A 25,192-nucleotide genomic window follows, 5' to 3' on the forward strand; every position below is an offset into this window, starting at 1 on the left:
GTCCGCGACGGCGGCGGTCAGCCCTCCGGCCGCGCCCTGCCGTGCTCCACGTCGAGCTCGACGCGGTCGGCCGCGAAGCGCGTGACGTTGATGAGGAGCGGCGTGCCGTCGGGCAGCGTGTTGAGGGCGCGGACCACGAGCACGACCGCGCCGGATGGGAGCCGCAGCTCCGCAGACTCGGCGGCCGTCGCGAGGCGGCCGGTCACGGTGGTGGCGGAGCGCAGGTAGTCGTCGACGCCGACGGCGCGCAGGGCCGTCGTCATCGACCCGTCCGGTCCGTAGTGCTCCACGATGCCCGGCACGAGCTCGTCGACGAGCCACGACGTCGCGCGCACGACGGGCCGACCGTCGACGAGCCGCAGGGTCTCGAGGCGGAGGGCCGGGCGGCCGTCGAGGCGGAGGCGCTCGGCGACGTCGGCGGGCGGATCCTCGACGGCCCACTCGAGCAGCTCCCCCGCCGCCGCGCTGCCGCGGCCCGCGAGGCTGTCGCTGAGCCGGGTGCGCAGTCCGATGCGGTGGACGATGACATCGTGCGCGGTCACGAACGTGCCGCTGCCGCGCTTCGAGACGACGAGCCCGTCCGTCGCGAGGGCCGCGACGGCCTGCCGCACGGTGTGGCGGTGGACCTCGAAGCGCTCGGCCAGCTCGCTCTCCGAGGAGAGCTTCGCGCCGGCCGGCACGGTGCCCTGCAGGATCTCGGCGCGCAGCTCCTCCGCGATGAGCCGCCAGGCGGAGTACCCGCTCGTGGATCTGCTCTGGGTCGCCATGTCCCGTCGATGCTATCGGCCGGGATCCGCCCGACCCGCGCCGGGAGGCGCCCGCCGGACGCCGCGGCCCGCCCGGACGCCGCCCGCGTTCCCCACCTGTTCACCTGCTCGCGACCGGCTCGACGCGCGCGGGCGGGCTCCCGCGCGCCGTCGGCCGCTAGGTTCGACTTATCTAGATCAGCAGACAACTTGGAGGGATCGCGGCGATGACGACGACCACGACCAGCAGCACCGGACGGGAGGACGTCGCCGCCCGGCAGCGCTGGATGCGCGTCCTCTCCGCCGCCGACGTCGGAGCCCTCGACGCCGCGTGGACGGCGTGGGAGCCCAAGCCCTGCGTGCAGCACATCCGGGGTCCCGAGGCCGGGCTCGTCATGGTGCGCGGCCGCGTCGACGCCGGCGGCGCGCGCTTCAACCTCGGCGAGGCCACCGTCACGCGCGCCACCCTCCGGCTGCACGGCCCGGCCATGGCGGCGGATGCCCTCGGCAGCTCGTACGTCCTCGGATCCGACCTCGAGCACGCGCGCCTCGCCGCCCTGTTCGACGGGATGCTGCTCGACGCCGGCCTGCACGACCGCGTGCTCGCCGAGGTCGTCGCGCCGCTCGAGCGGGCGCGCGCCGAGGCGGACGACGTCCGCGCCGCCGAGGCCCGCAGCACGCTCGTGGACTTCTTCACCGTCGCCCGGGAGAACGGGTGACCGCCGCGACGGGCCGCGCGCCCGGCGACCGCGCGCCCGGAGTCCCCGCCCCCGGCATCCCCGCTCCGGGGTTCGGCGACGCGACGCGCGGCGCGCAGGCCGCCTTCCGCGCGCTGCTCGACGCGCTCGCGCACCCGACGCGGATCCACCCGCTCACGGGCCCCGCCGAGGCGCCCGCCGGCCTCGGCCCGGGGCTCGGCGCCGTCGCCCTCACCGTGCTCGACGAGGAGTCGGCGCTGTGGCTCGACCCGCGTCGCGCGGCCGACGCCGAGGTGACCTCCTGGCTCACGTTCCACACGGGCGTGCGCCTCGTCACCGCGGCGGCCGAGGCCGACTTCGTGCTCGCCGACCCGTCGTCGCTGCCCCCGCTCGCGGAGCTCGCCGCCGGCACCGACGAGGAGCCGCACCGCTCCGCGACCGCGCTCCTCGACGTGCGCGACGCGGTCGGCGCCCGGCGGATCCGCGCCGAGGGCCCCGGCATCGACGGGCACGCGATCGCCGACGCCCCCTGGGCCGACGACGCCCTCCTCGACGCCTGGCGCGCGAACGGCGAGCGCTTCCCGCGCGGCGTCGACCTGCTACTCGTCGACGCGGGATCCGTCGCCGCGCTCCCCCGCACCACCCGCCTCCGGGCGGTCGACCCCCGATCGGAGGCCTGATGTACGTCGCCGTCAAGGGCGGGGAGCGGGCGATCGCCGCCGCGCACGCCCTGCTCGCCGCCGAGGGCCGGGGTGCCCCCGGATCCGCTCGGATCGAGGCCGGGCAGGTGGCCGGCCAGCTCGGCGTCCTCGTCTCCCGCGTGATGACGGAGGGCTCGCTGCACGACCCGGAGCTCGCCGCGCGCGCCCTCATCCAAGCGCAGGGCGACGTGCTCGAGGCCGTGACCCTGCTGCGCTCCTACCGCACGACGCTGCCGCGCTTCGGGTGCACGCTGCCGGTGGACACCGCCGGGCTCCCGCCGCAGCGCCGCGTCTCCGCGACGTTCAAGGACCTGCCGGGCGGCCAGCAGCTCGGCGCGACCTTCGACTACACGCACCGCCTCTTCACCGACGCCGAGGCGGCGCCGGTGACGTCGCGCGACGCCGATGCGGACGCGGGCGCCGCGATGCCGCGCGTGGCCGACCTCCTCGGCGCGAGCGCGCTGATCGAGCCCGACTCCCACCCCGGCCAGGACGACGAGGAGCCCGCCGACATCACGCGCGAGCCGACGGTCTACCCGATGACCCGCGCCGAGCGCCTGCAGGCCCTCGCCCGCGGCGACGAGGGCTTCCTCCTCGGGCTCGGCTACTCCACGCAGCGCGGCTTCGGCACGACGCACCCGTTCGCGGGCGAGATCCGCGTCGGCGAGGTCGAGGTGGAGCTCGACGCCCCGGAGCTCGGCTTCGCGGTGCCGCTCGGGCGGATCGAGGTCACCGAGTGCCAGATGGTCAACCAGTTCACGGGCAGCGCCGACCGGCCGGCCCAGTTCACCCGCGGCTACGGCCTCGCCTTCGGGCGGAGCGAGCGCAAGGCGATGTCGATGGCGCTCGTCGACCGGGCCCTCCGCGCCGACGAGCTCGGCGAGCGCGTGACCGCCCCCGCTCAGGACGAGGAGTTCGTGATCAGCCACTGCGACAACGTGCAGGCGACGGGCTTCGTCGAGCACCTCAAGCTCCCGCACTACGTGGACTTCCAGGCCGAGCTCGCGCTCGTCCGCCGGCTGGCCCGCGAGTGGCGCGAGCGGCGGGAGGCGCAGGCGGGGCCGTCCCAAGCGGCGCCCGAGGACGCGCCCGCCGACGCCGCGCCCGCCGCCGTCCCGGCCGGAGCGGGGGCCCGCGCATGAGCTCCTCCCTCATCGGCTACAACCTCGGCTACCTCGACGAGCAGACCAAGCGCATGATCCGCCGCGCGCTCCTCAAGGCCGTCGCGATCCCGGGCTTCCAGGTGCCGTTCGCGAGCCGCGAGGTCCCCATGCCGCGCGGCTGGGGCACGGGCGGTGTGCAGGTCACGGCGGCCGTGATCGGCGATGGCGACGTCCTGAAGGTCATCGACCAGGGCGCGGACGACACCACGAACGCCGTCTCCATCCGGCAGTTCTTCGCCTCCGTCGCCGGGGTCGCCACGACCACGCGCACCGACGAGGCCACCGTGATCCAGACCCGCCACCGCATCCCGGAGACGCCGCTCGCCGAGGGCCAGGTCATCGTCTACCAGGTGCCCATGCCGGAGCCGCTGCGCTTCCTCGAGCCGCGCGAGACGGAGACCCGGCGCCTGCACGCGCTCGAGGAGTACGGGCTGATGTACGTGAAGCTCTACGAGGACATCGCGCGCTTCGGGCACGTCGCCAAGACGTACGACTACCCCGTGATGGTCGCCGGCCGGTACCTCATGGCGCCGTCCCCCATCCCGAGCTTCGACAACCCGAAGATGCACATGAGCCCGGCGCTCCAGCTGTTCGGCGCCGGCCGGGAGAAGAGGATCTACGCGGTGCCGCCGTACACGAGCGTGGAGAGCCTCGGCTTCGAGGACCACCCGTTCGAGCCGCAGTCCTTCGCCGACCCGTGCGCGATCTGCGGGTCCACCGGCGTGTACCTCGACGAGGTCATCACCGACGACCGGGGCGCGTCGATGTTCGTCTGCTCCGACACCGACCACTGCGAGCGCACGGTCGAGGCCGCCCGCGCCCACGACGAGGAGGCGCGCGCATGAGCGACGACCGACCGCTGCTCGAGGTCCGCGGGGCCGCCCACCGCTACGGCGACCGCTACGGCTGCCGCGACGTCGACTTCGACCTGCACCCGGGCGAGGTCCTCGCGGTCGTGGGCGAATCCGGATCCGGGAAGTCGACCCTGCTCGGCACCCTGTCCCAGCGGCTCGCGCTCAGCGAGGGGAGCATCCGCTACCGGCTGGCCGACGGCGAGACCGTCGAGCTCGCCGACCTGCCCGAGAGCGCGGTGCGCCGGCTGTGGCGCAGCGAGTGGGGCTTCGTGCACCAGGATCCCGCCGACGGCCTGCGCATGCACGTGAGCGCGGGCGGCAACGTCGGCGAGCCGCTCATGACGAACGGGTGGCGGCACTACGGGCGGATCCGCGAGACCGCGGCCGAGTGGCTGCGGCACGTGGAGATCCCCGTCGACCGCATCGACGACCACCCGACGACGTTCTCCGGCGGCATGCGGCAGCGGCTGCAGATAGCCCGGAACCTCGTCGTCTCGCCGCGGCTCGTCTTCATGGACGAGCCCACGAGCGGCCTCGACGTCTCCGTGCAGGCGCGCCTGCTCGACCTGATCCGCGGCCTGGTGGCGGAGCTCGGCCTCGCGGTCGTGATCGTCACCCACGACCTCGCCGTCGCCCGCCTCATCTCGCATCGCACGCTCGTGATGAAGGACGGCCGCGTCATCGAGTCGGGCCTCACCGACCGGGTCCTCGACGACCCGCAGGCCGCCTACACCCAGCTGCTCGTCTCCTCGATCCTGCAAGGATGATCCGCCCCATGACCGGACCCGCGCCCGCGACCGCCCCGATCCTCACCGTCGACCGCGTCGGCAAGACCTTCACCATGCACCTGCAGGGCGGCCAGCGGCTCGCCGTGCTCGATGGCCTCTCGTTCGCCGTCGGCCGCGGCGAGGCCGTCGTCCTCGGCGGCGCGTCCGGGGCCGGGAAGTCGACGGTCCTCAAGCTCGTCTACGGCAACTACCTCGCCGACCGCGGCCGCATCGTGGTGCACGCGCCGGGCGGCGACGTCGACATGGCCACGGCCCCGCCGCGCGCCGTGCTCGCCGCCCGCCGCGACGCCGTCGGCTACGTGAGCCAGTTCCTCCGCTGCGTCCCGCGCGTCGGCACGCTCGACGTGGTGGCCGAGCCGCTCGTCGAGCGCGGCGTCGACGCGGAGGACGCGCGCGACCGGGCGGCGCGCATCCTCACCCGGCTGTCGATCCCGGAGCGGTTGTGGTCGCTGCCGCCCGCGACCTTCTCGGGCGGCGAGCAGCAGCGCGTGAACGTCGCCCGCGGGTTCCTGCCGGAGCTGCCCCTGCTCCTGCTCGACGAGCCGACCGCGTCGCTCGACGCCCGGAACCGCGACGTGGTGGTCGACCTGATCGCCGAGAAGCGCGCCGCCGGCGTCGGCATGCTCGGCATCTTCCACGACGCCGAGGTGCGGGCCGCGGTCGCCGACCGGGCCGTGGACGTGGAGGCGTTCGTGCCGGCCGTCGCGGCGGCCGTCCGATGACCCGCGTCGCGGTATACGCGGTGCCGGGAATCGGCTCGGACGACCCGGCCGGGATCCTGCTGCGCGAGCGCGCCGAGGCGTGGCTCGGGCGGTCCGTCGTCGGCGGATCCACGCCCCCGGCCCCCGCCGCGCCCGCGGGCTGGACCCGCGACGAGGTCGACGCGATCACGGTCGACGCCCGCCGCTACGGCTTCCACGGCACGCTCAAGCCGCCCTTCCGCCTCGCCGAGGGGCGCGACCTCGACGGGCTCGACGAGGCGGTGGCCCGGTTCGGGGCCGACCGGGACCGCGTCGTGGTGCCCGCCCTGCGGGTCCAGCCGCTCGACGGGTTCCTCGCGCTCGTGCCGACCCGGCACTCCCCCGCGCTGCACGCGCTCGCCGCGGACGTCGTCACGGGCCTCGACGCGTTCCGCGCTCCGCCGACGGAGGCGGAGACGGCCCGCCGGGATCCCGCGTCCTTGAGCCCCCGGCAGCGCGAGCTCCTCGCGGCGTGGGGCTACCCGCACGTGCTCGACCGGTTCCGCTTCCACCTGACCCTCACCGACCGGATCCCGACCGCCGCCCTCCCCCGCGCCGAGGCCGCGCTCGCGGCCTGGTTCGCCGAGGCCGTGGACCGCCCGGTCGCCGTCGACGCGCTCGCGCTCCTCGTCGAGGACGCGCCCGGCGCGCCCTTCCGCCTGCGCTCCGTCCACCCGCTGCGTGCCCCGCTCGACCGCCGCGACCCGTCCGACCCGCTCGACCCCCGCGCCATCCCGGCGCCCGACCCCGAAGGAACCCGATGAGCCGCGAGACCGTCCTGCGCAACGCCCGCATCGTCCTCGACGACGAGGTGCTGCACGGATCCGTCCTGATCCGCGACGGCCTCGTCGCCGATGTCTCCCCCGCGGCCCCCGGCGCCATCGACGGCCCGGGCGACGACCTCGACGGCGACCTCCTCATCCCCGGGCTCGTCGAGCTGCACACCGACCACCTCGAGTCGCACGCGCAGCCCCGGCCGGGCACGCGCTGGGATCCGGTGCCCGCGGTCCTCGCGCACGACGCGCAGCTGAGCGGCGCGGGCGTCACCACGGTCTTCGACGCGATCCGCATCGGCACCCTCGAGGGCCGCGAGGACGCGACCACGCTGTCCCGGTCGCTCGCGGAGGCCATCGAGCACGCGGGACGCGCGGGGCTCCTGCGCGCGGAGCACCTCATCCACCTGCGCTGCGAGGTCGCGGCGCCCGAGACGATCGCCGAGTTCCGGGCCTTCGACGACATCTCGTCCCTCCGCCTGGCCTCGCTCATGGACCACACGCCGGGCCAGCGCCAGTACGCGGACGTCGAGGCGTTCACGCGCTACATGGTCGGCAAGGGCCGCGTGCAGGCGAGCGGGATCGGCGCCCTCATGGAGGAGCTCCAGGCCGTCGCGGAGGAGCACTCGGCGCCCAACCGCCAGGCGATCGCCGCGATGGCGACGGCCCGCGGCGTCGCGCTCGCGGCCCACGACGACGCCACCGTCGCGCACGTCGAGGAGTCCGCGGCGCTCGGGGTGCGCATCTCCGAGTTCCCGACCACCGTGGTCGCCGCCCGCGCCGCGCGCGCGCACGGCCAGCTCATCGTGATGGGCGCGCCGAACATCGTGCGCGGCGGCAGCCAGTCCGGCAACGTCGCGGCGACCGAGCTGCTGGCGCTCGGCCTCCTCGACGTCCTCTCCTCCGACTACGTGCCCGCGAGCCCGCTGCAGGCCGTCGTGCAGATGGACGCGGACGGGATCCTCCCCCTCACCGAGGGCGTGAGGCTGGTCAGCGGCAACCCGGCGCGCGCCGTGGGGCTCGACGACCGCGGCGTGATCCGGGTGGGCGCGCGCGCCGACCTGGTGCGCGTCCACCGCCACCGCATCGACGCGAGCGAGCGGCACCCGGGCGGCCGGACCGTCCCCGTCGTCCGCGCGGTCCTCCGGCGCGGGGCGCGGGTGTCGTGACGGATCCGCGCACGCCCGCGCCCGTGGGCCCCGGCCCCTTCGTCGCCGTCGTCGGCGCCAGCGGCGTGGGCAAGGACGCCCTGCTCGCGGCCGCCCGCGCGGCCAGCGGCCCGGAGGCGGCGTTCCCGCGCCGCGCCATCACCCGTCCGCCCGGCCCGGGCGAGGACTTCGACGCCGTCGACGAGGAGGAGTTTGCCGCGGCCGAGGCGCGCGGCGCGTTCGCCGTCACCTGGCGCGCGCACGGGCTGCGCTACGGGATCCCCGCCGCGGCCGACGACGCCGTGCGCCGCGGCGCCGCCGTCGTCGCCAACGTCTCCCGCGGCATGCTCGACACCCTCGACGCGCGCTACGCCCGGCTCGTGGTGGTGCGGATCACGGTATCCGACGAGGTGCGCGCCGACCGCCTGCGCGCTCGCGGCCGCGAGCCCGAGGACGACATCGCCCGCCGGCTGGCGCGCGCGGACCCGTCGCCCGGCCGCGTCGCCGACCACGAGGTGCGGAACCACGGCACGGTCGAGCAGGGCGGCGCCGCCCTGCTCCGCGCGATCGCGTCGGCCCTCGCGGACGCTCTCGCGGCGCCCGACGACCTCCTCATCCCCCACCCCCTCGACCCCGCGCCCCGCGGACGGACGGAGACCCCATGACCACGAAGCTCCGGGAGCGGCCCGAGATCGGCCCCGACGTCGCCATGTCCGGCAGCGAGCTCGGCCGCTGGACGCAGATCGGCGCGGGCACGCGCCTGCTCGACACCGTGATCGGCGACTACAGCTACTGCGACCGCCTCTGCGACCTCGCGCACGCCGACGTCGGCCGCTTCGCGAACATCGCGAGCGCCGTGCGCGTCGGGGCCACCGACCACCCGCTCGACCGGGCGACGCTGCACCACTTCATGTACCGCAGCACCATGTACTGGGACGACGTCGAGGACGACGCGGAGTTCTTCGCGCACCGCCGCTCCCGCCGCACGAGCATCGGCCACGACACGTGGATCGGGCACGGCGCCATGATCAAGCCCGGCGTGCGCGTCGGCGACGGCGCGGTCGTCGCGTCGGGGGCGATCGTCACGCGCGACGTGCCGGACTACGCGATCGTCGCCGGGGTGCCCGCCACCGTGATCCGCTTCCGCCAGCCCCCGGAGATCGCCGAGCGCCTGCGCGCGCTCGCCTGGTGGGACTGGGACCACGCGACCCTGCGCGCGCGCCTGGACGACTTCCGCGCGCTGCCGATCGAGGCGTTCCTGGAGCGCTACGAGGGCTGACGCCCCGCGGGGTCAGCCCGGGCCGTCGCTCGCGGCCGCCAGGAGCGGCACGAGCACGTCGCCGAGGGGCGTCGGCAGGCCGTGCGCCCGGGCCCGCCGCAGGATGATGCCGTTGCGGGCCTCCCACTCGAGCGGCCGGCCCGCGTCCCGGTCGGCGAGGATCGAGGTGCCCTGGTCGACGGGGGCCGCGCGGAAGTCGTCCACGATCCGGTCCGCCACGTCGTCGTCGAGGTCGGCGCCCTCGGCGCGCGCCACCCGGAGGCACTCCCGCCCGTAGGCCCGGGCGAGCGTCGCGACGTCGTCCCGCCGGTAGACGCCCGCCCGCCGACCCGTGGCGGCCATGATCCCCGCGACCGCGTTCTGCACGAGCTTCCGCCAGGCGACCGTGCGGAAGTCGGCGGCCATCTCGACCGCGCACCGGCCGCCGGCCAGCGCGTCGACGACGACGCGCGCCGCCGGCACGTCGGGCAGCGTGAGGCGCGGGGTGCCGCGGAGCAGCACCGATCCGTCGGCCAGCGCCTCCGCGGGGAACCACACCACCGCGGGCACGACCGGGCAGCCCGGCACGTGCGGCGCGACGTCCTCGACCTGCTCGATCCCGTTCTGCAGCACGGCGACCACCGTCCCCGCGTGGCACAGGGCCGCGAGCCACGGCGCCGCCGCCTCGATCTGCGTGGCCTTCACGGCGAGCAGCACGAGGTCGACGGGCGCCGTCACGCCGGTCGGATCCGTGCGCACGGGGCCGGGGACCACGATCGTCGTCCCGTCCCCCGTCCGCAGCTCGAGCCGCTCGCGCGCGCTGCGGCCGCAGAGGAGCACGGGCACCCCCGCCTCGTGCAGCGCGGCGGCGACGGACGTGCCGATCGCGCCGGGGCCGACGACGGCGACGGAGGGCCGGGCGGGCGCGGCCGACGCATCCGTCATCCCCGGCCGATCCGCGCGTCCCATGCCCGCGACGCTACGCCCCGGCGCGCCCGGCCGCGTCACCGGTAGACGCGCCGCAGCCAGGCCGCGAGGCCCTCCACCGCGAGCACGCTCACGAACACCATGGCGACGAGCGTCGTCACCTGCCCGTGCAGGGTCATCACCGAGGACGCGTTCGTCAGGTGGAACCCGATGCCGCTGCCGCCGACGATGCCGAGGATCGTGGCCGCCCGGATGTTCGTGTCGACCAGGTAGAGCGAGTTCCCGACGAGCGACGGCAGGCCCTGCGGCCAGGTCGCCGCGAGGAAGCGCTGCCCGCGGGTCGCGCCGACGGCGGTGAGCGCGCGCTCCGGTCCCGCGTCGACCTCCTCGAAGGAGTCCGCGATGAGCTTGCCGAGGAGCCCCACGCCGCCGAACGCGAGCGCGACGACGCCGGCCTGGTCGCCGAGCCCCGTGATCATGATGAGGAGGATCGCCAGCACCAGCTCGGGCACGCCGCGGAAGAGGACGAGCACGACGCGCGAGGCGTTCCGCACGGCGGGGCTCGGCGCGACGTTCCGCGCGGCCAGGGATCCGACGACCAGCGCGAGCACGACCGACAGCAGCGCCGCGGCGAACGCCACCTGGATCGTGACGAGCAGCGCCTCGCCGAACTCGCCGAGCGTGTGCGTGCCGGTGCTCGGCGGCCAGAAGCTCTGGAAGGTGGGGATGAAGTACTCCCACGTGATCTGGCTGAGGTCGACGTCCGCCATGAGGTAGCCGCCCACGACGACGATCACCGCGAGCGCCGACCACGCGACCGTGCGCACCCGGTCGGGCGTCCACGGCCGCCGCTGCATGGACGCGACGGTGACGACGCGCGCCGGGGCGGCGCTCGCGGACGGCGACGCATCAGCCCGGCCCCGCGTGACGCGGCGCACGATGCGGTCGCCGAGACCGCGCCCGGTCGGGCGCACGCCGAGCGCGCTGCGGCGGATCGACGACGAGACGACCTCCAGCAGCACGCACAGCGCGAAGATGACGATCGCGATCCCGAGCCCGCGGCCGTACCCGGTCGGGAACTGGGCGAACGCGACCTTCATGGCGTAGCCGAGCCCGCCCACGCCGGCGTAGCCGAGGATCGCGGATCCGCGGAGGTTGATGTCGAAGCGATGCAGCACCGTGGCGATCCACGACGGCAGCACCTGCGGGAAGACGCCCGACCAGAACTCCTGCGCCCGGGTGCCGCCCGTGGTGCGGATCGCGAGCTGGGGCCCCTCGTCGACCTGCTCGATGGCGTCGGCGAAGAGCTTGGAGATCATGCCGATGGAGTGGATCCCGATGGCGAGGATCCCGGGCAGCGGGCTGCCGAGCGCGAAGGCGAGCGCGAACGCGAGGGCGAGCACGACGTCGGGGACCGCGCGGGTCACGACGCCGATCGTGCGGCCGAGCCCGCGCAGCCACGGCGCGGGCGTGGTGTTCCGCGCGGACGCGTAGGCGACCGGGACCGAGACGATGGCCGCCGCGAGCGTGCCGAGCACGACGATCCCGAGCGTGAGGCCGATCAGGTACACGAGGTCGGCGAGGGGCGGGAAGCTGATCGGGTCCATGCGCGACAGCACCTTGACCGCGTTGTCGGCGCTGCGGGCGATGTCCGACCAGGAGAAGTCGAGCGTCGTCAGCGCGTGGACGGAGAACGCGACCATCCCGAGCACCACCACGAGCGCGAGCGTCCGCTGCCGCGACCGGCGCGGCCGGGGCGCGCGCTCCTCGACGCCGGGCGCGGCGTCGAGGGGTGCGGGGCCAGGGCGCTCGGCGACCGCGGTCACGGGCGGCCGTCCGCGCGCGACGCGGCGGCGGCCTCGGCCGATCCGGCGAGCGCGGCCGCCGCGTCGCCGCCCAGCTCGACCGCGATGGCGGCGAGCGAAGCGGTCGTCGACGCCACGCGCCCGTAGATCTCCATCACCTCGGCCTTGCCGAGGTCCCGGGTGGGGGTGTCGAGCACGACCTCGCCGTGCCGGAGCCCGACGATGCGGTCGCCCCAGCCGAGCGCGAGGTCCACCTGGTGCAGGCTGCACACCACGGTGAGCCCGTCGTCGGCGGCGATCTCCCGGATGAGCCGCATGACCTGCTCGCTCGACTCGGGATCCAGGCTCGCGACGGGCTCGTCGGCGAGCAGGATCTCGGGCCGCTGCATGAGGGCGCGCGCGATGGCGACGCGCTGCTGCTGCCCGCCGGAGAGCCGGTCGGCGCGCTCGTAGGCCTTCTCGAGGAGGCCCACGCGGTCGAGGTGGCCGAGCGCCTCGGTGCGCGCAGCGCGGGGGTAGGTCCAGATGCCGAGCCGCGGGCCGCGCAGGCGGCCGAGCGCGCCCGTCAGCACGTTCTCGAGCACCGTCAGCGAGGGCACGAGCTCGAACTGCTGGAAGATCATCGCGACGCGGCCGCGGAGCGCGCGGAGCCCCTGCGGGCCGAGGGCGGCGACGTCCTGGTCGAAGACCCGCACGCTGCCGGCGGTCGGGAGCTCGAGGCCGTCGAGGTGGCGGAGGAGGGTCGACTTGCCCGAGCCGGACAGGCCGAGGAGCACGACGACCTCCCCGCGCTCGACGGTCAGGTCGACGTCGTGGAGCGCCCGCATGCTGCCGAAGGCCTTGGTGAGCCCGGAGACGGAGACGAGCGGGGAGGTCGTCGTGGTGGCCATGGCCGGATCAGTCCGTCCGGGTCACTTCGCGCACTTGGCGGCGGGGATGGACTCGCAGAGGTCCGCGATCCCGGAGTAGTAGGACGCGTCCTCCGGCTGAGCGCCGAAGTAGCCCTTCGAGAAGCCGTCGGTGAGCGTGATCCCGGCGGCCTGGATCGCGTCGGGCGTCGCGCCCTGGAGCGCGGCGGTGAGCTTCGCCTTCACGTCGGCGGGCAGCGTCGAGGAGATGGAGAGCGGCCCGCCGGGGACGTACGCCTTGCCGATCACGGTGACCTGGCCGGAGGCCGCGAGGGGCTCGGCGACCGAGTCCTCGGCGAATCCGACGTCGCACTGGCCGGACGCGACGGCCTGCGCCGACTTGTCGTGCGCGCCCGCGAAGTAGGGCGTGAAGTCCGCGAAGGTCGGGTTGCCGTTGGCGTCCGTGCCGGAGCTGTCGACGTCGAGGCCGGCCTTCTGCAGCTGCTGCAGGCCGAAGAGGAAGCCCGAGGTGGAGTTCGGGTCGACGAAGCAGACCGTCTTCCCCTTCGCGCCCGCGAGGTCGGTGATCGAGGATCCCTTCGGCACGATCGCCTCGGAGTAGTAGCCGGGGTCGGTGACCTCGGCGGAGGTGAGCGTCGCGGCGACCGGCTCGATCTCGGCGCCCTTGTTCGTCGCCATGACGTACTGCAGGGCGCCGGAGCTCATCAGGTCGACCTTGCCGGCGACGGCGGCCGCGATGAGGGCGGTGTAGTCGGCGGTCGGGTAGTACTCGACCTTGAGGCCCGTCTCCTTGGCGATGTAGTCCTCGAGCGGCTTGTTGTTGGAGTCGGATCCGGCCTGGTCGGGGACGGCGCCGAAGACCAGCGTGCCCTCGGACTTGGCCCAGGTGCCGTCGCTCGCGGCGGCGGCGGATCCGGAGGAGGCGTCGGACCCGCCGGCGGCGCAGCCGGAGAGCGCGAGGGCGGTGATCAGGGCGGAGGCCGCGAGGGCTCCGATGCGGGTGCGGCGGGACGGGGACATGGGCGTGCCTCTCGAGTCGGTACCCGCGAGCGGTGAGGGGAGTGCGCGGGTCGATCTCGAAGCTAGGAACGCGGGATGGAACCGCCGTGCTGCCCAGATGGCGGATCCGTGAACTTGTCTGGAAGAGCAGACATCTCGCTCCGTAGCGGCGGCGTCACCCCATGTCGGAGCCCAGCTCCACCGTCGTGAAGATCGACCCGATCAGCACGCCCGCGGGCGGCGACGTGTCCTCCCCGAGCTCCGGGAACCGGTGCGCGAAGACCTCGGCATCGTCCTCCGGGTGGTAGCCGATCGCCTCGCCCGCGGCGAGCGACACCCAGCGGCGCGTGTTCCGGGAGACGCCCCAGACGATGCGGTGGCCGGGCTCGTCCCACCGCAGCACGGCCTCCACGAGCCGTGCCGCGTCGCCCGGCGAGAGCCAGGTCGAGACGCTGCGGGCCTGGGACGGCTCGGGCTCGGCCGTCATGATCCGGACGCTCACCACGACGTGCCCGTTCCGGTCGGCGTACAGGCTGCCGAGCCCCTCGAGAAGCACCTTGCTCAGGCCGTAGAAGGTGTCGGGCCGGGGCGCGGGCACGTCCTCGCGCGCCGCCTCGGTCGCGGGCAGGAAGCCGACGGCGTGGATGGAGCTGGCCGCGAGGATCCGCGGCACCCCCGCACGCACGACCGCCTCGTGCACCGCGTGCGCGCCGTCGTTGTTGACCGCCTGGATCGCCTCCCACGGCCGCTCGGCCGCGTGCGCCGCGAGGTGCACCACGAGGTCGGATCCGCGGAACGCCTCCGTGCACGCGTCGACGTCGGTCGTGTCGACGATGGCCGACGTCTCCCCCGCCGCGAGCGGCGTCGGCGGCGCCACCACGTCGAGCAGCCGCAGCTCGTGCCCGGCGGCGACGAGCAGCGGGCGGATGCTCGTGGCGATCCGGCCGGACCCTCCCGTGATCGTGATCGTGCCCATGTCGCATCCCCTCGTCGTCGAAGCGCCGCGCGGCGCGGCCGTCCTCCCATCCTGGGCGACGGGCGGGCGGACGGCCAGCGCCCGCCGGGATCGCGCGCCCTAGGACGGGGCCGCGGCGGTCGACGGCCGTGCCCCCGCGCGCGCGACCGTCGACCCCCGCACGAGCAGCTCGAAGCCCATCGTCTCGGTGCGGAACGCGCCCGCGTCCGCTCCCCGCTCGATCCGCTCGGCCAGCATCTCGACCGCGCGACGCGCGATGGCGCGGCGGCCCGGCGACACGGTGGTGAGCGGCGGCTGCGCGAAGCGGGAGTCGGCGGTGTCGTCGAGGCCCGCGACGGCGACGTCCTCGGGCACGCGGAGGCCGCGCTCCTGGAGCATCCACTGGGCGCCGAGCGCGAGCGAGTCGTTGAAGCCGAAGACGGCGTCGATCTCGACGCCGTCGTCGAGGAGGCCGGCCATGGCAGCGGCGCCGGACTCGCGGCGCCAGGGGCCGGGATCCACCTGGAGGCGCGGGTCGACGGGGATGCCCGCCGCGGCGAGCGCCTCCTCGGCCCCGCGCTGCCGGAGCGCGGATCCGGACGGCTCGTCGGCCTCGCGCACGCCGATGAGCGCGATGCGGCGCCGGCCGGTCTCGACGAGGTGCGCGACCGCGGCGCGCGCGGCGTCGCGGTCGGCGATGAGCACCTGGTCGGCGAGGCCCTCGAGGAAGCGCTGGCCGATCATCACGAGCGGCACGTTCAGGTCGATGACGCCCGCGTCCTCCTGGTGGAGCGCGAGCGGCTCGTAGATCACGCCGTCGAGCACCTGGCGGTGCAGGCCGGAGAGCGCCCCGATCTCGCGGTCGCGCCGCCCCGCCGTGGTCTCGACGAGGACGCTGAGGCCGAGCTCGTCGGCCGCGTCGATGACGTCCTGCGCGAGCGGCGCCAGGTACGCGCTGTCGAGCTCGGGGATCACGAGCGCGATCATGCGCGACCGGCCCGAGCGGAGGTTCCGGGCGGAGACGTTCATCCGGTAGCCGAGCTCGGCGACCGCCGCCTCGATCCGCGCGCGGGTCTCGTCGCGCATGTACGGGTAGCCGTTGAAGAAGTTGCTCACGGTCTTGATGGAGACGCCCGCGGCCTTCGCGACGTCGCTCATCGTGGCCGCCATGCGCTCCCCCTCGTGTGACCGCGCGGTCCCGGGTCGCCGCACGCCGCCCCAGCCTCGCACGCCCGGCGGGCGGCGGGAGGCCTCGGCGGCCGAGGGCGGCCCTACTTCACCGCGCCGCTGATGAGGCCGGCCACGTAGTAGCGCTGCAGCAGCAGGTAGAGGACGACGCACGGGAGCACCGTCACGGCGACGCCCGTCTGCATCAGCCCCCAGTCGACCGTGTTGTTCTGCCCGGCCGAGAGGATGTTGAGGCTCACCGGCAGCGTGTACAGGCTCTGGTCCGTGATGAGGATGAGCGTCGCGAAGAAGTCGTTCCACGCGGAGAAGAAGGTGAGCAGCGCGGTCGAGACGACGCCGGGGATCGCGATGGGGAGCATGACGCGCCGCATGGCCTGCAGCGGCGTGTTCCCGTCGATGAGCGCGGCCTCCTCGAGGCTCGCCGGCACCGCGGCGAACGAGTTCCGCATGAGGAAGATCCCGAACGGCAGGTTGAACGTCGCGAGCACGAGCGAGAGCCCGACGAGGCTGTTGTCGAGGTCGAGCTCGATGAGCGTCAGGAACAGCGGCGTGATGATCGCCTGGAACGGGATCATGAACGTGATCAGCACGACGAAGAACACGACGTCGCTCCCCCGGAACGGCAGGCGGGCGAACGCGTACCCGGCCAGCGTCGAGACCACGACCGTGACGGCGGTCACCAGCAGCGACACGAAGACGCTGTTGCGGAGGCTCGTCACGAGGTCGAGCCCGCCGGTCGGCGTGAGGAGGCGCTGCAGGTTCCCGAGCCCGATCGAGCCGTCCTGCGCGGTGAGCGCCGTGCCGAGCATGATCCCGAGCGGGTAGAGGAAGAGGAGCGCGACGCAGCCGCACGCGACGTACCAGGCGAGGCGCGGCATCGAGGCGCGGACGGCGCCGAGGCCGCGGGCGTCGCGGTCGCGGCCGGCGCGGGGCGGGGACGCGTCCCCGGCGGGGACGGAGGAGGCGGGGCGGGTGGGGGCTGAGGTGCTCATGCGTGGTCCGAGTTTCGGAGGAGCAGCATCTGGGCTGCGCTGACGAGGCCGAGGACGACCATGAGGATGATGGAGAGCGCGGCCCCGTAGCCGAGGTCGAGCCGGATGAACGAGGAGCGGTAGATCTCGTAGACGGCGGTGATGGTGCCGTTGTCCGGGCCGCCCGCGGTCATGATGTAGAACTGGTCGAACGCCAGCAGGGACCCGGCCACGCTGAAGACCAGCACGAGCGCGAGCGTCGGCCGCAGCAGCGGGAGCGTGATGTAGACGAACCGCTGCCAGCGCGTGGAGCCGTCCACCTCGGCCGCCTCGTTCACCTCCTGCGGGATCGACTGGAAGCCCGAGAGCAGGAGCAGCATCTGCAGCCCCGCCGACTTCCAGGCGACCATGCTGACGACCACGAGGAACGCGGTCACGGGTCCGCCGAACATGTTCGTCGACACGTCGAGGAGGCCGACGCCGGCGATCGCCTTCATCGTCGGCCCGATGACCGGCTGCCACATGAAGAGGAACAGGTAGCTCGCGGACGCGAGGCCCACCACGACCGGCAGGAAGAAGATCGACTGGAAGACGCGGGCGGTGCGCGTGCGGCGCTGGATGAGGAGCACGAGCGCGAAGCCGATCACGAGCAGGACCGGGGTCACGACCGCCGTGTAGACGAGCGTGAAGCCCACCGCCTTGAGGAAGGCGGCGTCCTGGAACGCCTCGGCGTAGTTCGCGAGGCCCGTGAAGGCGCGGTTGCCGAGCAGCGGCCAGGTGTACGTCGACATCGCGACGGTGCGCATCAACGGCCAGATGAAGAACGTGAGGAGCATCACGAGCGCCGGCAGCACCAGGAGCATCCCGGTGCGGCGCCTCCTCCTGGCCATGCCGCCGCGGTCGCGCACCGCGCTGCGCGCCGGGGACGCGACGGCGCCCTCCAGCCGGGTGATCACGGGTGCGGTCACTTCTCGTCCTCCTCGACGTAGACGACGGAGTCGAGGATGCGCTGCGCCTCGGCCTGGGCCTCGCGCTGCGCCTCCGGGATCCCGCCGCCGAACACGGACTGCGAGATCAGGTTGACCCAGACCCCGTTGTTGTCGTTGAACAGCTCGTTCTCGACCGGGCTGAACGGCACGTGGCCGACCCGGAGCGCGTCCGCGAAGACGGCGTAGCGCGGGTCCTGCGGCACGTAGACCTCGTCGAGCAGGTCGGTGCGGATGGGCACCACGGACTGCTCCGCGAGGATCGTCTGCGCCTCGTCGCCCGTGGCCCACTCCACGAACTCCCACGCGGCGTCGACGTCGTCCGAGCCCTCGAGGATGGCGAGGGTGTCGCCGCCGCCGAAGGACGCGGATCCGCCGTCCTTGCCGGGTAGCGGGGTCACGCCGAAGTCGACCGTGCCGCCGGCCACGAGCGCGCCCATGGTGGCGGTGCCGTCGGCGATCATGCCGACCGTGCCCTGCTGGAACGCGGTCGCGGTGTTCGGGCCGGCGTCGGTGCGCGCGAGCGACGGCATGCTGCCGTCGGTCCACATGCCGCGCATGAGCTCGAGCGCCTCCGTCACCTCCGGGCTGTCGAGCGTGGCGGTGCGGCCGTCGGCCGAGAGCACGTCGCCGCCGCTGCCCCAGATGAGCGGCGTGAACCCGAAGATCAGGCAGCCGCCGCACGCGCCGGGGATGGAGTAGCCGTAGGTGCTGTCGCCGAGCGCGGTGATGGCCTTCGCGGCCTCCCGGATCTCGGCGTGCGTCGTCGGCGGGTCCTCCGGGTCGAGCCCGGCCTCGGCGAAGAGCGCCTTGTTGTAGAAGAGCACCGACACGTCGCCCGTGAACGGCACGGCGTAGGTGCGGTCCTCGAACGAGGAGACGGACGCGTGCGCCGGGCTGAAATCGTCGGCGTAGCCGAGCCCGTCGACCCGGTCGGTGATGTCGACGAGGGCGCCGGCCTGCGCGAAGTAGGGCGTGAAGACCAGGTCGAGCGCGGCCACGTCCGGCGGGTCGCCGCCCGCGATGGAGGTCGCGAGCTTCTGCACGTAGCTGGGCGACGGCACCAGCGTGATCTCGACCTGCGTCTCGTGCGTGGCGTTGTACGCCTCCGCGAGCGGCTCGACGAGCGCCTTCTCGTAGTCGCGGATCCAGAGCTCCACGGTGCCGTCGCCCCGGTCGCCCGGTCCGGCCGAGCAGCCGCTGAGCGCGAGCCCCGTGATCATCAGGGTCGCCGCGGCGCCCAGCCTCGTCGTGGTCCGCTTCATCGCGCTCCTCGTGTCCGTGACGTGTCGGCCCCGAGGGGCTCGGCCCGGAGGCCGCGCGCGCCGCCATGGCGCCTTCTACATCGTTGTACTAGATTATGTGCATCGATGTACTGCCCGTCAAGGGCGGGTCGAACCGGGCCTGGCACCGCCGCCGCGCCCGCACCCCGAGAGCCGAGGATCCCGATGACCGCACTCCCCGTCCCCGTGCATCCCGCCGCGATCGGCGCCGTCCAGGGCTTCCCGCTCTCCGCCGTGCGGCTCGGCGACGGACCGCTCCGGCACGCGCAGCTCACCGACGTCGAGCACGTGCTGCGCCTGGATCCCGACCGGCTGCTCGCGCCGTTCCTCCGCGAGGCGGGGCTCGACTCGCCCGCGCCGGGCTACGGCAGCTGGGAGGCGATCGGCCTCGACGGGCACATCGGCGGCCACGCCATCTCCGCCCTCGCCCAGCTGCACGCCGCGACGGGCGACCCGCGGCTCCTCCCCCGGCTCGAGCGCATGCTCGACGTGCTCGAGCGCTGCCAGGAGGCGGCCGGCGACGGGTGGCTCGGGGGCGTGCCCGACGGCCGCGAGTTCGGCCGCACCATCGCGGAGGGCCGGATCGAGGCGGACACCTTCGACCTCGAGGGCCGCTGGGTGCCGCTCTACAACCTGCACAAGACGCTCGGCGGGCTGCTCGACGCGCACGAGCACACGGGATCCGCGCGGGCGCTCCGCCTCGCGGAGGGCATGGCCGACTGGTGGCTCGGCGTCTCCGCGCACCTCGACGACGACGCGTTCGAGGGCATGCTCGCGACCGAGCACGGCGGCATGTGCGACGCGTTCGCGACGCTCGCGGGCATCACCGGCCGCGCCGACCTGCTCGCCGAGGCACGGCGGTTCGCGCAGCGCGCCCTCGTGGATCCGCTCGCCGCCGGCCGCGACGAGCTCGACGGGCTGCACGCGAACACGCAGATCCCCAAGGTCATCGGCATCGAGCGGCTCGGCCGCATGACGGGCGACGAGCGCCTGCTCGCCGCGTCCGACGCCTTCTGGGACTCGGTCGTGCACCGCAGGAGCGTGGTGATCGGCGGCAACAGCGTGCGCGAGCACTTCCACCCGTCGCGCGACTTCGCGCCCATGGTGCTCGACGAGCAGGGGCCGGAGACCTGCAACAGCTACAACATGCTCGAGCTCGCGCGGCTCCGCTTCGAGCGCACGGGTGATGCGGCGATCCTCGACCAGGTCGAGCGCACGACGCTGGGGCACGTCCTCTCCACGCAGCACCCCGAGCACGGCGGGCTCGTCTACTTCACCTCGCTCCGGCCGGCGCACCACCGCGTCTACTCGGTCGCCGGCGAGTCGATGTGGTGCTGCGTCGGCACGGGGATGGAGAACCACGCGCGCTACGGCGAGCAGGTGTTCGCGCACGCCGGCGACGACGCGCTGCTCGTCGACCTCTACGTGCCGGCCGAGCTCGACTGGGCCGCGCGCGGGATCCGGGCGCGCATCGAGGGCGACGTGGTGCGCACCGGCACGGCGACCGTGACGATCGAGGCCGCCGCGGAGGCCGACCTGGAGCTGCGGCTGCGGCGTCCCGGCTGGGCGACGTCGATGGAGGTGCGCGTCGGCGGGGAGCCGGTCGCCGTGGTGCCCGGTGCCGCCGACGTGCCGATCCGCCGCACCTGGTCCGGGACGACGGTCGTCACCGTGCACCTCGGCATGGAGGTGCGGGCGGAGGGGCTGCCCGACGGATCCGCCTGGACGTCGTTCCGGTACGGACCCGTGCCGCTCGCCTCGCGCGACGGGCGGGACGGGATCGCGGGCTCGCTCGCGGAGGGGTCCCGCATGGGCCACGTGACGCCCGCGCCGAAGGTGCCGCTCGAGCGGACGCCCGTGATCACCGCGACCGACCCCGCGAGCGCCGTGAGCCTCGTCGACCGATCCGCGCTGGCGTTCCGGCTCGACGCGTGGCGGGGCGGCGAGCGGGTGGCGGTCGCGCTCGAGCCGTTCGCGGGGATCCACGACGAGCGGTACACGCTGGTGTGGCCGACGGGCGCGGATCCCCTCGCGCGCGCCGCCGAGCTGCGCGCCATGGACGCCGCGGGCACCGACGGCGACGTGGTCGACGAGGTGGTCGCCGGCGAGCAGCAGCCCGAGGTGGACCACGCCTTCCGCGGCGAGGGCACGCGGGCCGGCGGCGCCGACGGCGTGCACTGGCGGAGCGCGACCGGCTGGTTCTCCTACGAGCTGCGGGATCCCACCGCCACGGCGACCGCGGTGCGCGTGCGGCTGCGGCGGGACGCGCGGGAGGCCGCGGACGGTGCCGCCGCCGGTGCCGCTTCGGCCGCCGCCCCCGTCGGCCAGTCGATCCGCGTCGGCGGCGTGGAGGCGGTCGCGGACCCGCGCGAGGTCGGCGGCGAGGCCGACGACGACGCGCTCGACGTGCGGATCACCGAGGCCATGCGCGCCGGATCCCCGGACGGGACGATCACGGTGCGCGTGGACGCGGCGCCGGGCGGGCGCACGCGGGACGTGCTCGGGATCCAGCTGCGGCGCTGATCCCCGGCGCACGCCGCGGGGCCCGGACGATCCCGCCCGGGCCCCGCGTCGCGTGCGTCGCGCCGACTACGCGGAGACGGCCTGCAGGTTGCGCTCGATGTGCGCGTGGAACGCCTGCAGCCAGCCGACGAGGAACTCCTCGGTGCCGGCGTTCGAGATCTCGCCCTCGGGGGAGATGAGGCCCTCGGTGGTCTGGATGTACGCCTCGGGCTGCGAGAGCTCCGGCGACGCGAGGAACGACAGGATGCTGCGGAGGTGCTGCTGCGCGACGGCCGTGCCGACCGCGCCGATGGACGTGCCGATGACCGCGCTGGGCTTGCCCTGGAACGCGTTCTCGCCGTAGGGGCGGCTCGCGAAGTCGAGCGCGTTCTTCAGCACGCCGGGCACCGAGCGGTTGTACTCGGGCGTGACGATCATGACGGCGTCGGCGTCCGCGATGGCCGCCTTGAACTCGTTCGCGACCTGGGGGTAGTCCCCGTCCATGTCGGCGCTGTAGAAGGGCAGCGGCTGGATCGGGATCTCGGTGAGCTCGAGGCCGGCCTGCGCGCCGAGGCGCTCCAGCGCGAGCGACAGGGCCCTGTTGATGGAGGTGGACGACAGGCTGCCGACGAGGTAGCCGACACGGTACGTGGTGCTCATGGGGTGCTCCTTCCCGCATGGATCACTTCCATGCGCGTGCATGGAGCCTAGCGCCGGCGCGTGGGCGTCAGCCGGGTGCCCGGGGCTCGCGCGGATCCCGGACAGCCCGCACCCGCGCCGCCTCACCCCAGCAGCGCCTCCCACGTGCGCAGCGACGGCCAGAGCGCGTGCCGCGGGAGGACGTCGGGGCCGCACGCGCGGGATCCGAGGCCGTGCTGGGCGTCGTCGAGGAAGAGGTGCAGCCCGTCGGACGCGGGCAGCTCGTGCGGGTGGCCGACGTCGGTCATCTGCTGCGGGGTCCAGCGGGAGAGCTGGAAGCCGGGGCGGTGGCCGGCGGCGTCGGGCACGGTCGTCACGGTGAGCGGGGTCGCGGATCCGTCGCCGATCACGAGCGACCGCAGCCCCGGGCGGTGGCCCGTCTCCTGCGGGCGCGCGTAGGCGACCGCGAGGCCGTCGACGCTCGACGCGAAGCGGCCCACGCGCACGGCCGCGCGGCTGTCGGCGTATGACTCCCCCGGCCCGGTCCCGTGCCAGGCGACCGGGTGCTCGGCGAGCGCGGACGGCAGGTCGATGCGCACGCCGACCCGCGGCCACGTGCAGTCCCAGACGCCGAACGGCACGACCTCGGTCGCGAGCAGGAGGCCGCGGTCGGTCGAGGTCCAGCGGAAGGCGACGTCGACGCCCGCGCCGGAGTGCGCGGCCTGCACGCGCATCCGCGTCTCGAGGCCGTCGGCGGTGCGGCTCGTCCCGAGCAGCCGGTGGGTGAGCCGGTGCAGCCCGCGCTCGCGCCAGCGGTCGGCCGACGGCGGCGTCTCCTCGGCGCCGCGGCCGCGCGTGAGCTCGGGCTCGGCCAGCTCGTAGGATCCCTGGCCGGCCCCGCGGTCGTTCTCGGTGGGCGCGCGCCACAGCTCGAGGCGCGGACCGCGGACGGGCACGCCGGCCCACGCGACCAGGTCGCCGCGCGCGTCGAAGGTCCCGACGCCGAGCGCGTCCCCGCGCCAGCGCCCGGCGGGCCGAGGTCGCGACGCCGGTCGATCGCGCACGAGCGCCTGGTGCGACGACACGACGTGCCCCGCGTCCGCCCAGGCAGCGTCGTGTCGTGTGACGACCTGCACCGTCACGTGCGCCTCCTCGGCGTGCCCGGCGGCGCGCGCCTCGACGGGCAGCGGGATCGTCGTCGCGTCGCCTGCCGCGAGGGGCGCGTGCTCGAGGATCCCGCGGGCGACCTGCCGGCCGTCGTGGGCGAGGATCCAGACCAGGTCCACGTCGTCGGTGGGCGCGCTGTGCCGCCGGTTCTCGACCCGCACGCCGGATCCGTCGGCCGCCACCCGCACGCGCACGGGCGCGATGACCGCGGCGAGCTCCGCGAGGCCGGGCGTGGGCGTGCCGTCGGAGAGGAGGAGCCCGTCCATCACGAACGGGCCGTCGTGCACGGGCTCGCCGAAGTCGCCGCCGTACGCGTGGAAGGGCCGGCCGTCGGCGGTGCGCGCGAGCAGCCCGTGGTCGCGCCACTCCCAGACGAAGCCGCCGTGCAGGCGCGGCCAGCGGTCGATCGCGTCCTCGTAGTCGGCGAGGGACCCGGGCCCGTTGCCCATCGCGTGCCCGTACTCGCACAGGATGAACGGCTTGGCGCGCTGCTTCGCGCCGGTCGCGCCCGTGGTCTCGTGGACGCTCGCGACGGGCGTACCGCACACCGAGTCGATCTCCTCGAGCGTCGGGTACATGCGCGAGTACACGTCGGTGTGCTCGCCCGTCAGGTCGCCCTCGTAGTGCACGGGCCGGGTGGGATCCGCGCGCCGCACCCATGCCGACATGGCCGCGATGTTGCGCCCGGTGCCGGACTCGTTGCCGAGCGACCACATCACGATCGACGGGTGGTTGCGGTCGCGGCCGACCGTGCGCGCGATGCGGTCGAGGTAGGCGTCGCGCCAGCGCGGGTCGTCGGAGGGGTTGCCGCGCCACTCGACGTCCCAGAAGCCGTGCGTCTCGAGGTCGCACTCGAGCACGACCCAGAGGCCGAGCTCGTCGGCGATGTCGATCAGGCGCGGGTGCGGCGGGTAGTGCGAGGTGCGGATCGCGTCGATCCCGCTCCGCTTCATCAGCTCGAGGTCGGCGCGCGCCTCCGCCTCGTCGAACACGCGGCCGCGCTCCGGGTGCGACTCGTGCCGGTTGACGCCGCGGAAGGTGAGGCGCCGCCCGTCGACGAGGAGCGCGTCGCCCTCGATGCGCACCGTGCGGAAGCCGATCCGCAGCGACGCCGTCTCGCCGGGCGACGACACGGTCGCGTCGTGGAGGCGCGGGCGCTCGGCGCTCCACGCGTCGACGGCGGGGATCGCGACGGGCGCGACGTCGGCCGCGGTCTGCCACGTCACGTGGATCCCGAGCTCCGGCACGCGCACCACGACGGGGAACGCGCCGTCCACCTCGACGAGGAGGCAGCCGGACCCGTCGGCCGGGTCGCGGTCGGCCCGCACCCGGACGTCGTCGAGCGCGCCGACGGGCCGCGCGAGCAGCTCGACGGAGCGGAAGATCCCGGGCAGCCACCACTGGTCCTGGTCCTCGAGGTAGGAGGCGGCCGACCACTGGTGCACGCGGATCCCGAGGTGGTTGACGCCCGCCACGAGCAGGTCCGTCACGTCGAGCTCGGTCGCGAGGCGGCTGCCGGTCGTCCAGCCCGCCTCGACGCCGTTGACCCAGAACGTCGCGAGCCCCTCGATCCCGTCGGTGCGCAGCAGCACGCGCTCGGCGTCCGCGAACGACGCCGGCAGCTCGAAGGTCCGCCGGTGCTCGCCGGTCGGGTTCGCGTCGGGCACGTGCGGCGGGTCGATGGGGAACGGGTACTGCAGGTTCGTGTACGCGGGCGATCCGTGGCCGTGCAGCACCCAGTGCGACGGCACGGGCAGCGTCGTCCAGCCGGCCGCGTCGAGCGCGGCGTCGTCGAGGGCCGGATCCGCGACCTCGGGCGGGCGGCCGGCGTCTTCGACCGGCGCCTCGGGCAGCAGGCGGAAGCGCCAGTCGCCGTCGAGCGGGTGGACGGGCGCGTCCGTCCGGAACCGCGCGCGCGGCGGGAGCCTCGAGGCGGATCCCGGGGCGACGTCGTCGAGGTGGGACATGCGGGTCTCCGTGCTGGTCGGCGCGCCGAGGCGCGGAGGGGAGGGTGCGTGCGCGGGAGGCCCGG

General features: G+C 74.8%; 23 protein-coding genes. 11 read left to right on the plus strand and 12 right to left on the minus strand.

Annotation, left to right across the window (positions count from 1 at the left end; translation table 11 throughout):
- Positions 1 to 17 precede the first annotated feature (17 nt).
- Positions 18 to 767, minus strand: a complete 750-nt coding sequence (phnF, locus tag FGI33_RS11530; protein WP_119434526.1) for a phosphonate metabolism transcriptional regulator PhnF — start codon at positions 765 to 767, stop codon at positions 18 to 20.
- Between the two features lie 206 nt (positions 768 to 973).
- On the opposite strand from phnF, the gene phnG reads away from it, so the two are divergent.
- Genes phnG through FGI33_RS11580 form a run of 10 tightly spaced genes read left to right on the plus strand, consistent with a single transcriptional unit; the run spans position 974 to position 8,890 of the window.
- On the plus strand, positions 974 to 1,465 hold the full coding sequence (gene phnG / locus FGI33_RS11535) for a phosphonate C-P lyase system protein PhnG (RefSeq protein ID WP_086506846.1): 492 nt from the start codon (positions 974 to 976) through the stop codon (positions 1,463 to 1,465).
- Positions 1,462 to 2,124 (plus strand): phosphonate C-P lyase system protein PhnH, encoded by a 663-nt coding sequence (gene phnH, locus FGI33_RS11540; RefSeq protein ID WP_237581916.1) that lies wholly within the window; start codon positions 1,462 to 1,464, stop codon positions 2,122 to 2,124. The genes phnG and phnH overlap by 4 nt, the downstream gene beginning before the upstream one ends.
- On the plus strand, positions 2,124 to 3,287 hold the full coding sequence (locus FGI33_RS11545) for a carbon-phosphorus lyase complex subunit (RefSeq protein WP_119434736.1): 1,164 nt from the start codon (positions 2,124 to 2,126) through the stop codon (positions 3,285 to 3,287). The genes phnH and FGI33_RS11545 overlap by 1 nt, the downstream gene beginning before the upstream one ends.
- Complete coding sequence (locus tag FGI33_RS11550; protein WP_119434735.1) at positions 3,284 to 4,153, plus strand: alpha-D-ribose 1-methylphosphonate 5-phosphate C-P-lyase PhnJ; 870 nt, start codon at positions 3,284 to 3,286, stop codon at positions 4,151 to 4,153. The genes FGI33_RS11545 and FGI33_RS11550 overlap by 4 nt, the downstream gene beginning before the upstream one ends.
- Entirely contained in the window at positions 4,150 to 4,929 is a 780-nt protein-coding gene (gene phnK, locus FGI33_RS11555; RefSeq protein WP_119434734.1) for a phosphonate C-P lyase system protein PhnK, read from the plus strand. The genes FGI33_RS11550 and phnK overlap by 4 nt, the downstream gene beginning before the upstream one ends.
- Positions 4,930 to 4,937: 8 nt before the next feature.
- Entirely contained in the window at positions 4,938 to 5,672 is a 735-nt protein-coding gene (gene phnL, locus FGI33_RS11560) for a phosphonate C-P lyase system protein PhnL (protein ID WP_237581917.1), read from the plus strand.
- Positions 5,669 to 6,454, plus strand: a complete 786-nt coding sequence (locus FGI33_RS11565; RefSeq protein WP_119434732.1) for a DUF1045 domain-containing protein — start codon at positions 5,669 to 5,671, stop codon at positions 6,452 to 6,454. Before phnL ends, FGI33_RS11565 begins: the two co-directional genes overlap by 4 nt.
- Complete coding sequence (locus FGI33_RS11570; RefSeq protein ID WP_237581918.1) at positions 6,451 to 7,632, plus strand: alpha-D-ribose 1-methylphosphonate 5-triphosphate diphosphatase; 1,182 nt, start codon at positions 6,451 to 6,453, stop codon at positions 7,630 to 7,632. Before FGI33_RS11565 ends, FGI33_RS11570 begins: the two co-directional genes overlap by 4 nt.
- A complete protein-coding gene (phnN, locus tag FGI33_RS11575) occupies positions 7,629 to 8,276 on the plus strand; it encodes a phosphonate metabolism protein/1,5-bisphosphokinase (PRPP-forming) PhnN (protein WP_237581919.1) in 648 nt (215 codons plus the stop codon). The genes FGI33_RS11570 and phnN overlap by 4 nt, the downstream gene beginning before the upstream one ends.
- Complete coding sequence (locus FGI33_RS11580) at positions 8,273 to 8,890, plus strand: DapH/DapD/GlmU-related protein (RefSeq protein ID WP_119435483.1); 618 nt, start codon at positions 8,273 to 8,275, stop codon at positions 8,888 to 8,890. The genes phnN and FGI33_RS11580 overlap by 4 nt, the downstream gene beginning before the upstream one ends.
- Before the next feature lie 12 nt (positions 8,891 to 8,902).
- On the opposite strand, the gene FGI33_RS11585 is transcribed toward FGI33_RS11580, so the two are convergent.
- The 9 genes from FGI33_RS11585 to FGI33_RS11625 all read right to left on the minus strand — a co-directional run bounded on the left by FGI33_RS11585 (position 8,903) and on the right by FGI33_RS11625 (position 18,834).
- Complete coding sequence (locus tag FGI33_RS11585) at positions 8,903 to 9,814, minus strand: oxidoreductase (protein WP_119435484.1); 912 nt, start codon at positions 9,812 to 9,814, stop codon at positions 8,903 to 8,905.
- 59 nt (positions 9,815 to 9,873) lie between these two features.
- Complete coding sequence (locus FGI33_RS11590) at positions 9,874 to 11,622, minus strand: PhnE/PtxC family ABC transporter permease (protein WP_237581920.1); 1,749 nt, start codon at positions 11,620 to 11,622, stop codon at positions 9,874 to 9,876.
- Positions 11,619 to 12,491, minus strand: coding sequence for a phosphonate ABC transporter ATP-binding protein (phnC, locus tag FGI33_RS11595; protein ID WP_119435396.1), 873 nt, complete (start codon positions 12,489 to 12,491; stop codon positions 11,619 to 11,621). The genes FGI33_RS11590 and phnC overlap by 4 nt, the downstream gene beginning before the upstream one ends.
- Positions 12,492 to 12,512: 21 nt before the next feature.
- Complete coding sequence (locus tag FGI33_RS11600) at positions 12,513 to 13,490, minus strand: phosphate/phosphite/phosphonate ABC transporter substrate-binding protein (RefSeq protein WP_119435395.1); 978 nt, start codon at positions 13,488 to 13,490, stop codon at positions 12,513 to 12,515.
- 154 nt (positions 13,491 to 13,644) lie between these two features.
- Positions 13,645 to 14,445, minus strand: a complete 801-nt coding sequence (locus FGI33_RS11605; RefSeq protein ID WP_119435394.1) for an NAD-dependent epimerase/dehydratase family protein — start codon at positions 14,443 to 14,445, stop codon at positions 13,645 to 13,647.
- A gap of 99 nt (positions 14,446 to 14,544) precedes the next feature.
- Positions 14,545 to 15,594: a LacI family DNA-binding transcriptional regulator gene (locus tag FGI33_RS11610; RefSeq protein ID WP_237581921.1), complete on the minus strand. Its 1,050-nt coding sequence runs from the start codon at positions 15,592 to 15,594 to the stop codon at positions 14,545 to 14,547.
- Positions 15,595 to 15,695: 101 nt separating this feature from the next.
- Entirely contained in the window at positions 15,696 to 16,604 is a 909-nt protein-coding gene (locus FGI33_RS11615; RefSeq protein ID WP_237581922.1) for a carbohydrate ABC transporter permease, read from the minus strand.
- A complete protein-coding gene (locus FGI33_RS11620; RefSeq protein WP_237581923.1) occupies positions 16,601 to 17,551 on the minus strand; it encodes a carbohydrate ABC transporter permease in 951 nt (316 codons plus the stop codon). The genes FGI33_RS11615 and FGI33_RS11620 overlap by 4 nt, the downstream gene beginning before the upstream one ends.
- Positions 17,548 to 18,834: an ABC transporter substrate-binding protein gene (locus FGI33_RS11625; protein ID WP_220453067.1), complete on the minus strand. Its 1,287-nt coding sequence runs from the start codon at positions 18,832 to 18,834 to the stop codon at positions 17,548 to 17,550. The genes FGI33_RS11620 and FGI33_RS11625 overlap by 4 nt, the downstream gene beginning before the upstream one ends.
- Before the next feature lie 183 nt (positions 18,835 to 19,017).
- Here FGI33_RS11625 and FGI33_RS11630 point away from each other — a divergent pair, with 183 nt between their 5' ends.
- Entirely contained in the window at positions 19,018 to 21,375 is a 2,358-nt protein-coding gene (locus FGI33_RS11630; protein WP_237581924.1) for a beta-L-arabinofuranosidase domain-containing protein, read from the plus strand.
- Positions 21,376 to 21,441: 66 nt separating this feature from the next.
- On the opposite strand, the gene FGI33_RS11635 is transcribed toward FGI33_RS11630, so the two are convergent.
- Both FGI33_RS11635 and FGI33_RS11640 read right to left on the minus strand, forming a co-directional pair.
- On the minus strand, positions 21,442 to 22,014 hold the full coding sequence (locus FGI33_RS11635; protein ID WP_119435607.1) for an NADPH-dependent FMN reductase: 573 nt from the start codon (positions 22,012 to 22,014) through the stop codon (positions 21,442 to 21,444).
- 122 nt (positions 22,015 to 22,136) lie between these two features.
- Complete coding sequence (locus tag FGI33_RS11640) at positions 22,137 to 25,127, minus strand: glycoside hydrolase family 2 TIM barrel-domain containing protein (protein ID WP_237581925.1); 2,991 nt, start codon at positions 25,125 to 25,127, stop codon at positions 22,137 to 22,139.
- Positions 25,128 to 25,192 lie beyond the last annotated feature (65 nt).

The sequence above is a fragment of the Clavibacter phaseoli genome (genome assembly GCF_021922925.1).
Classification (GTDB): Bacteria; Actinomycetota; Actinomycetes; order Actinomycetales; family Microbacteriaceae; genus Clavibacter; species Clavibacter phaseoli.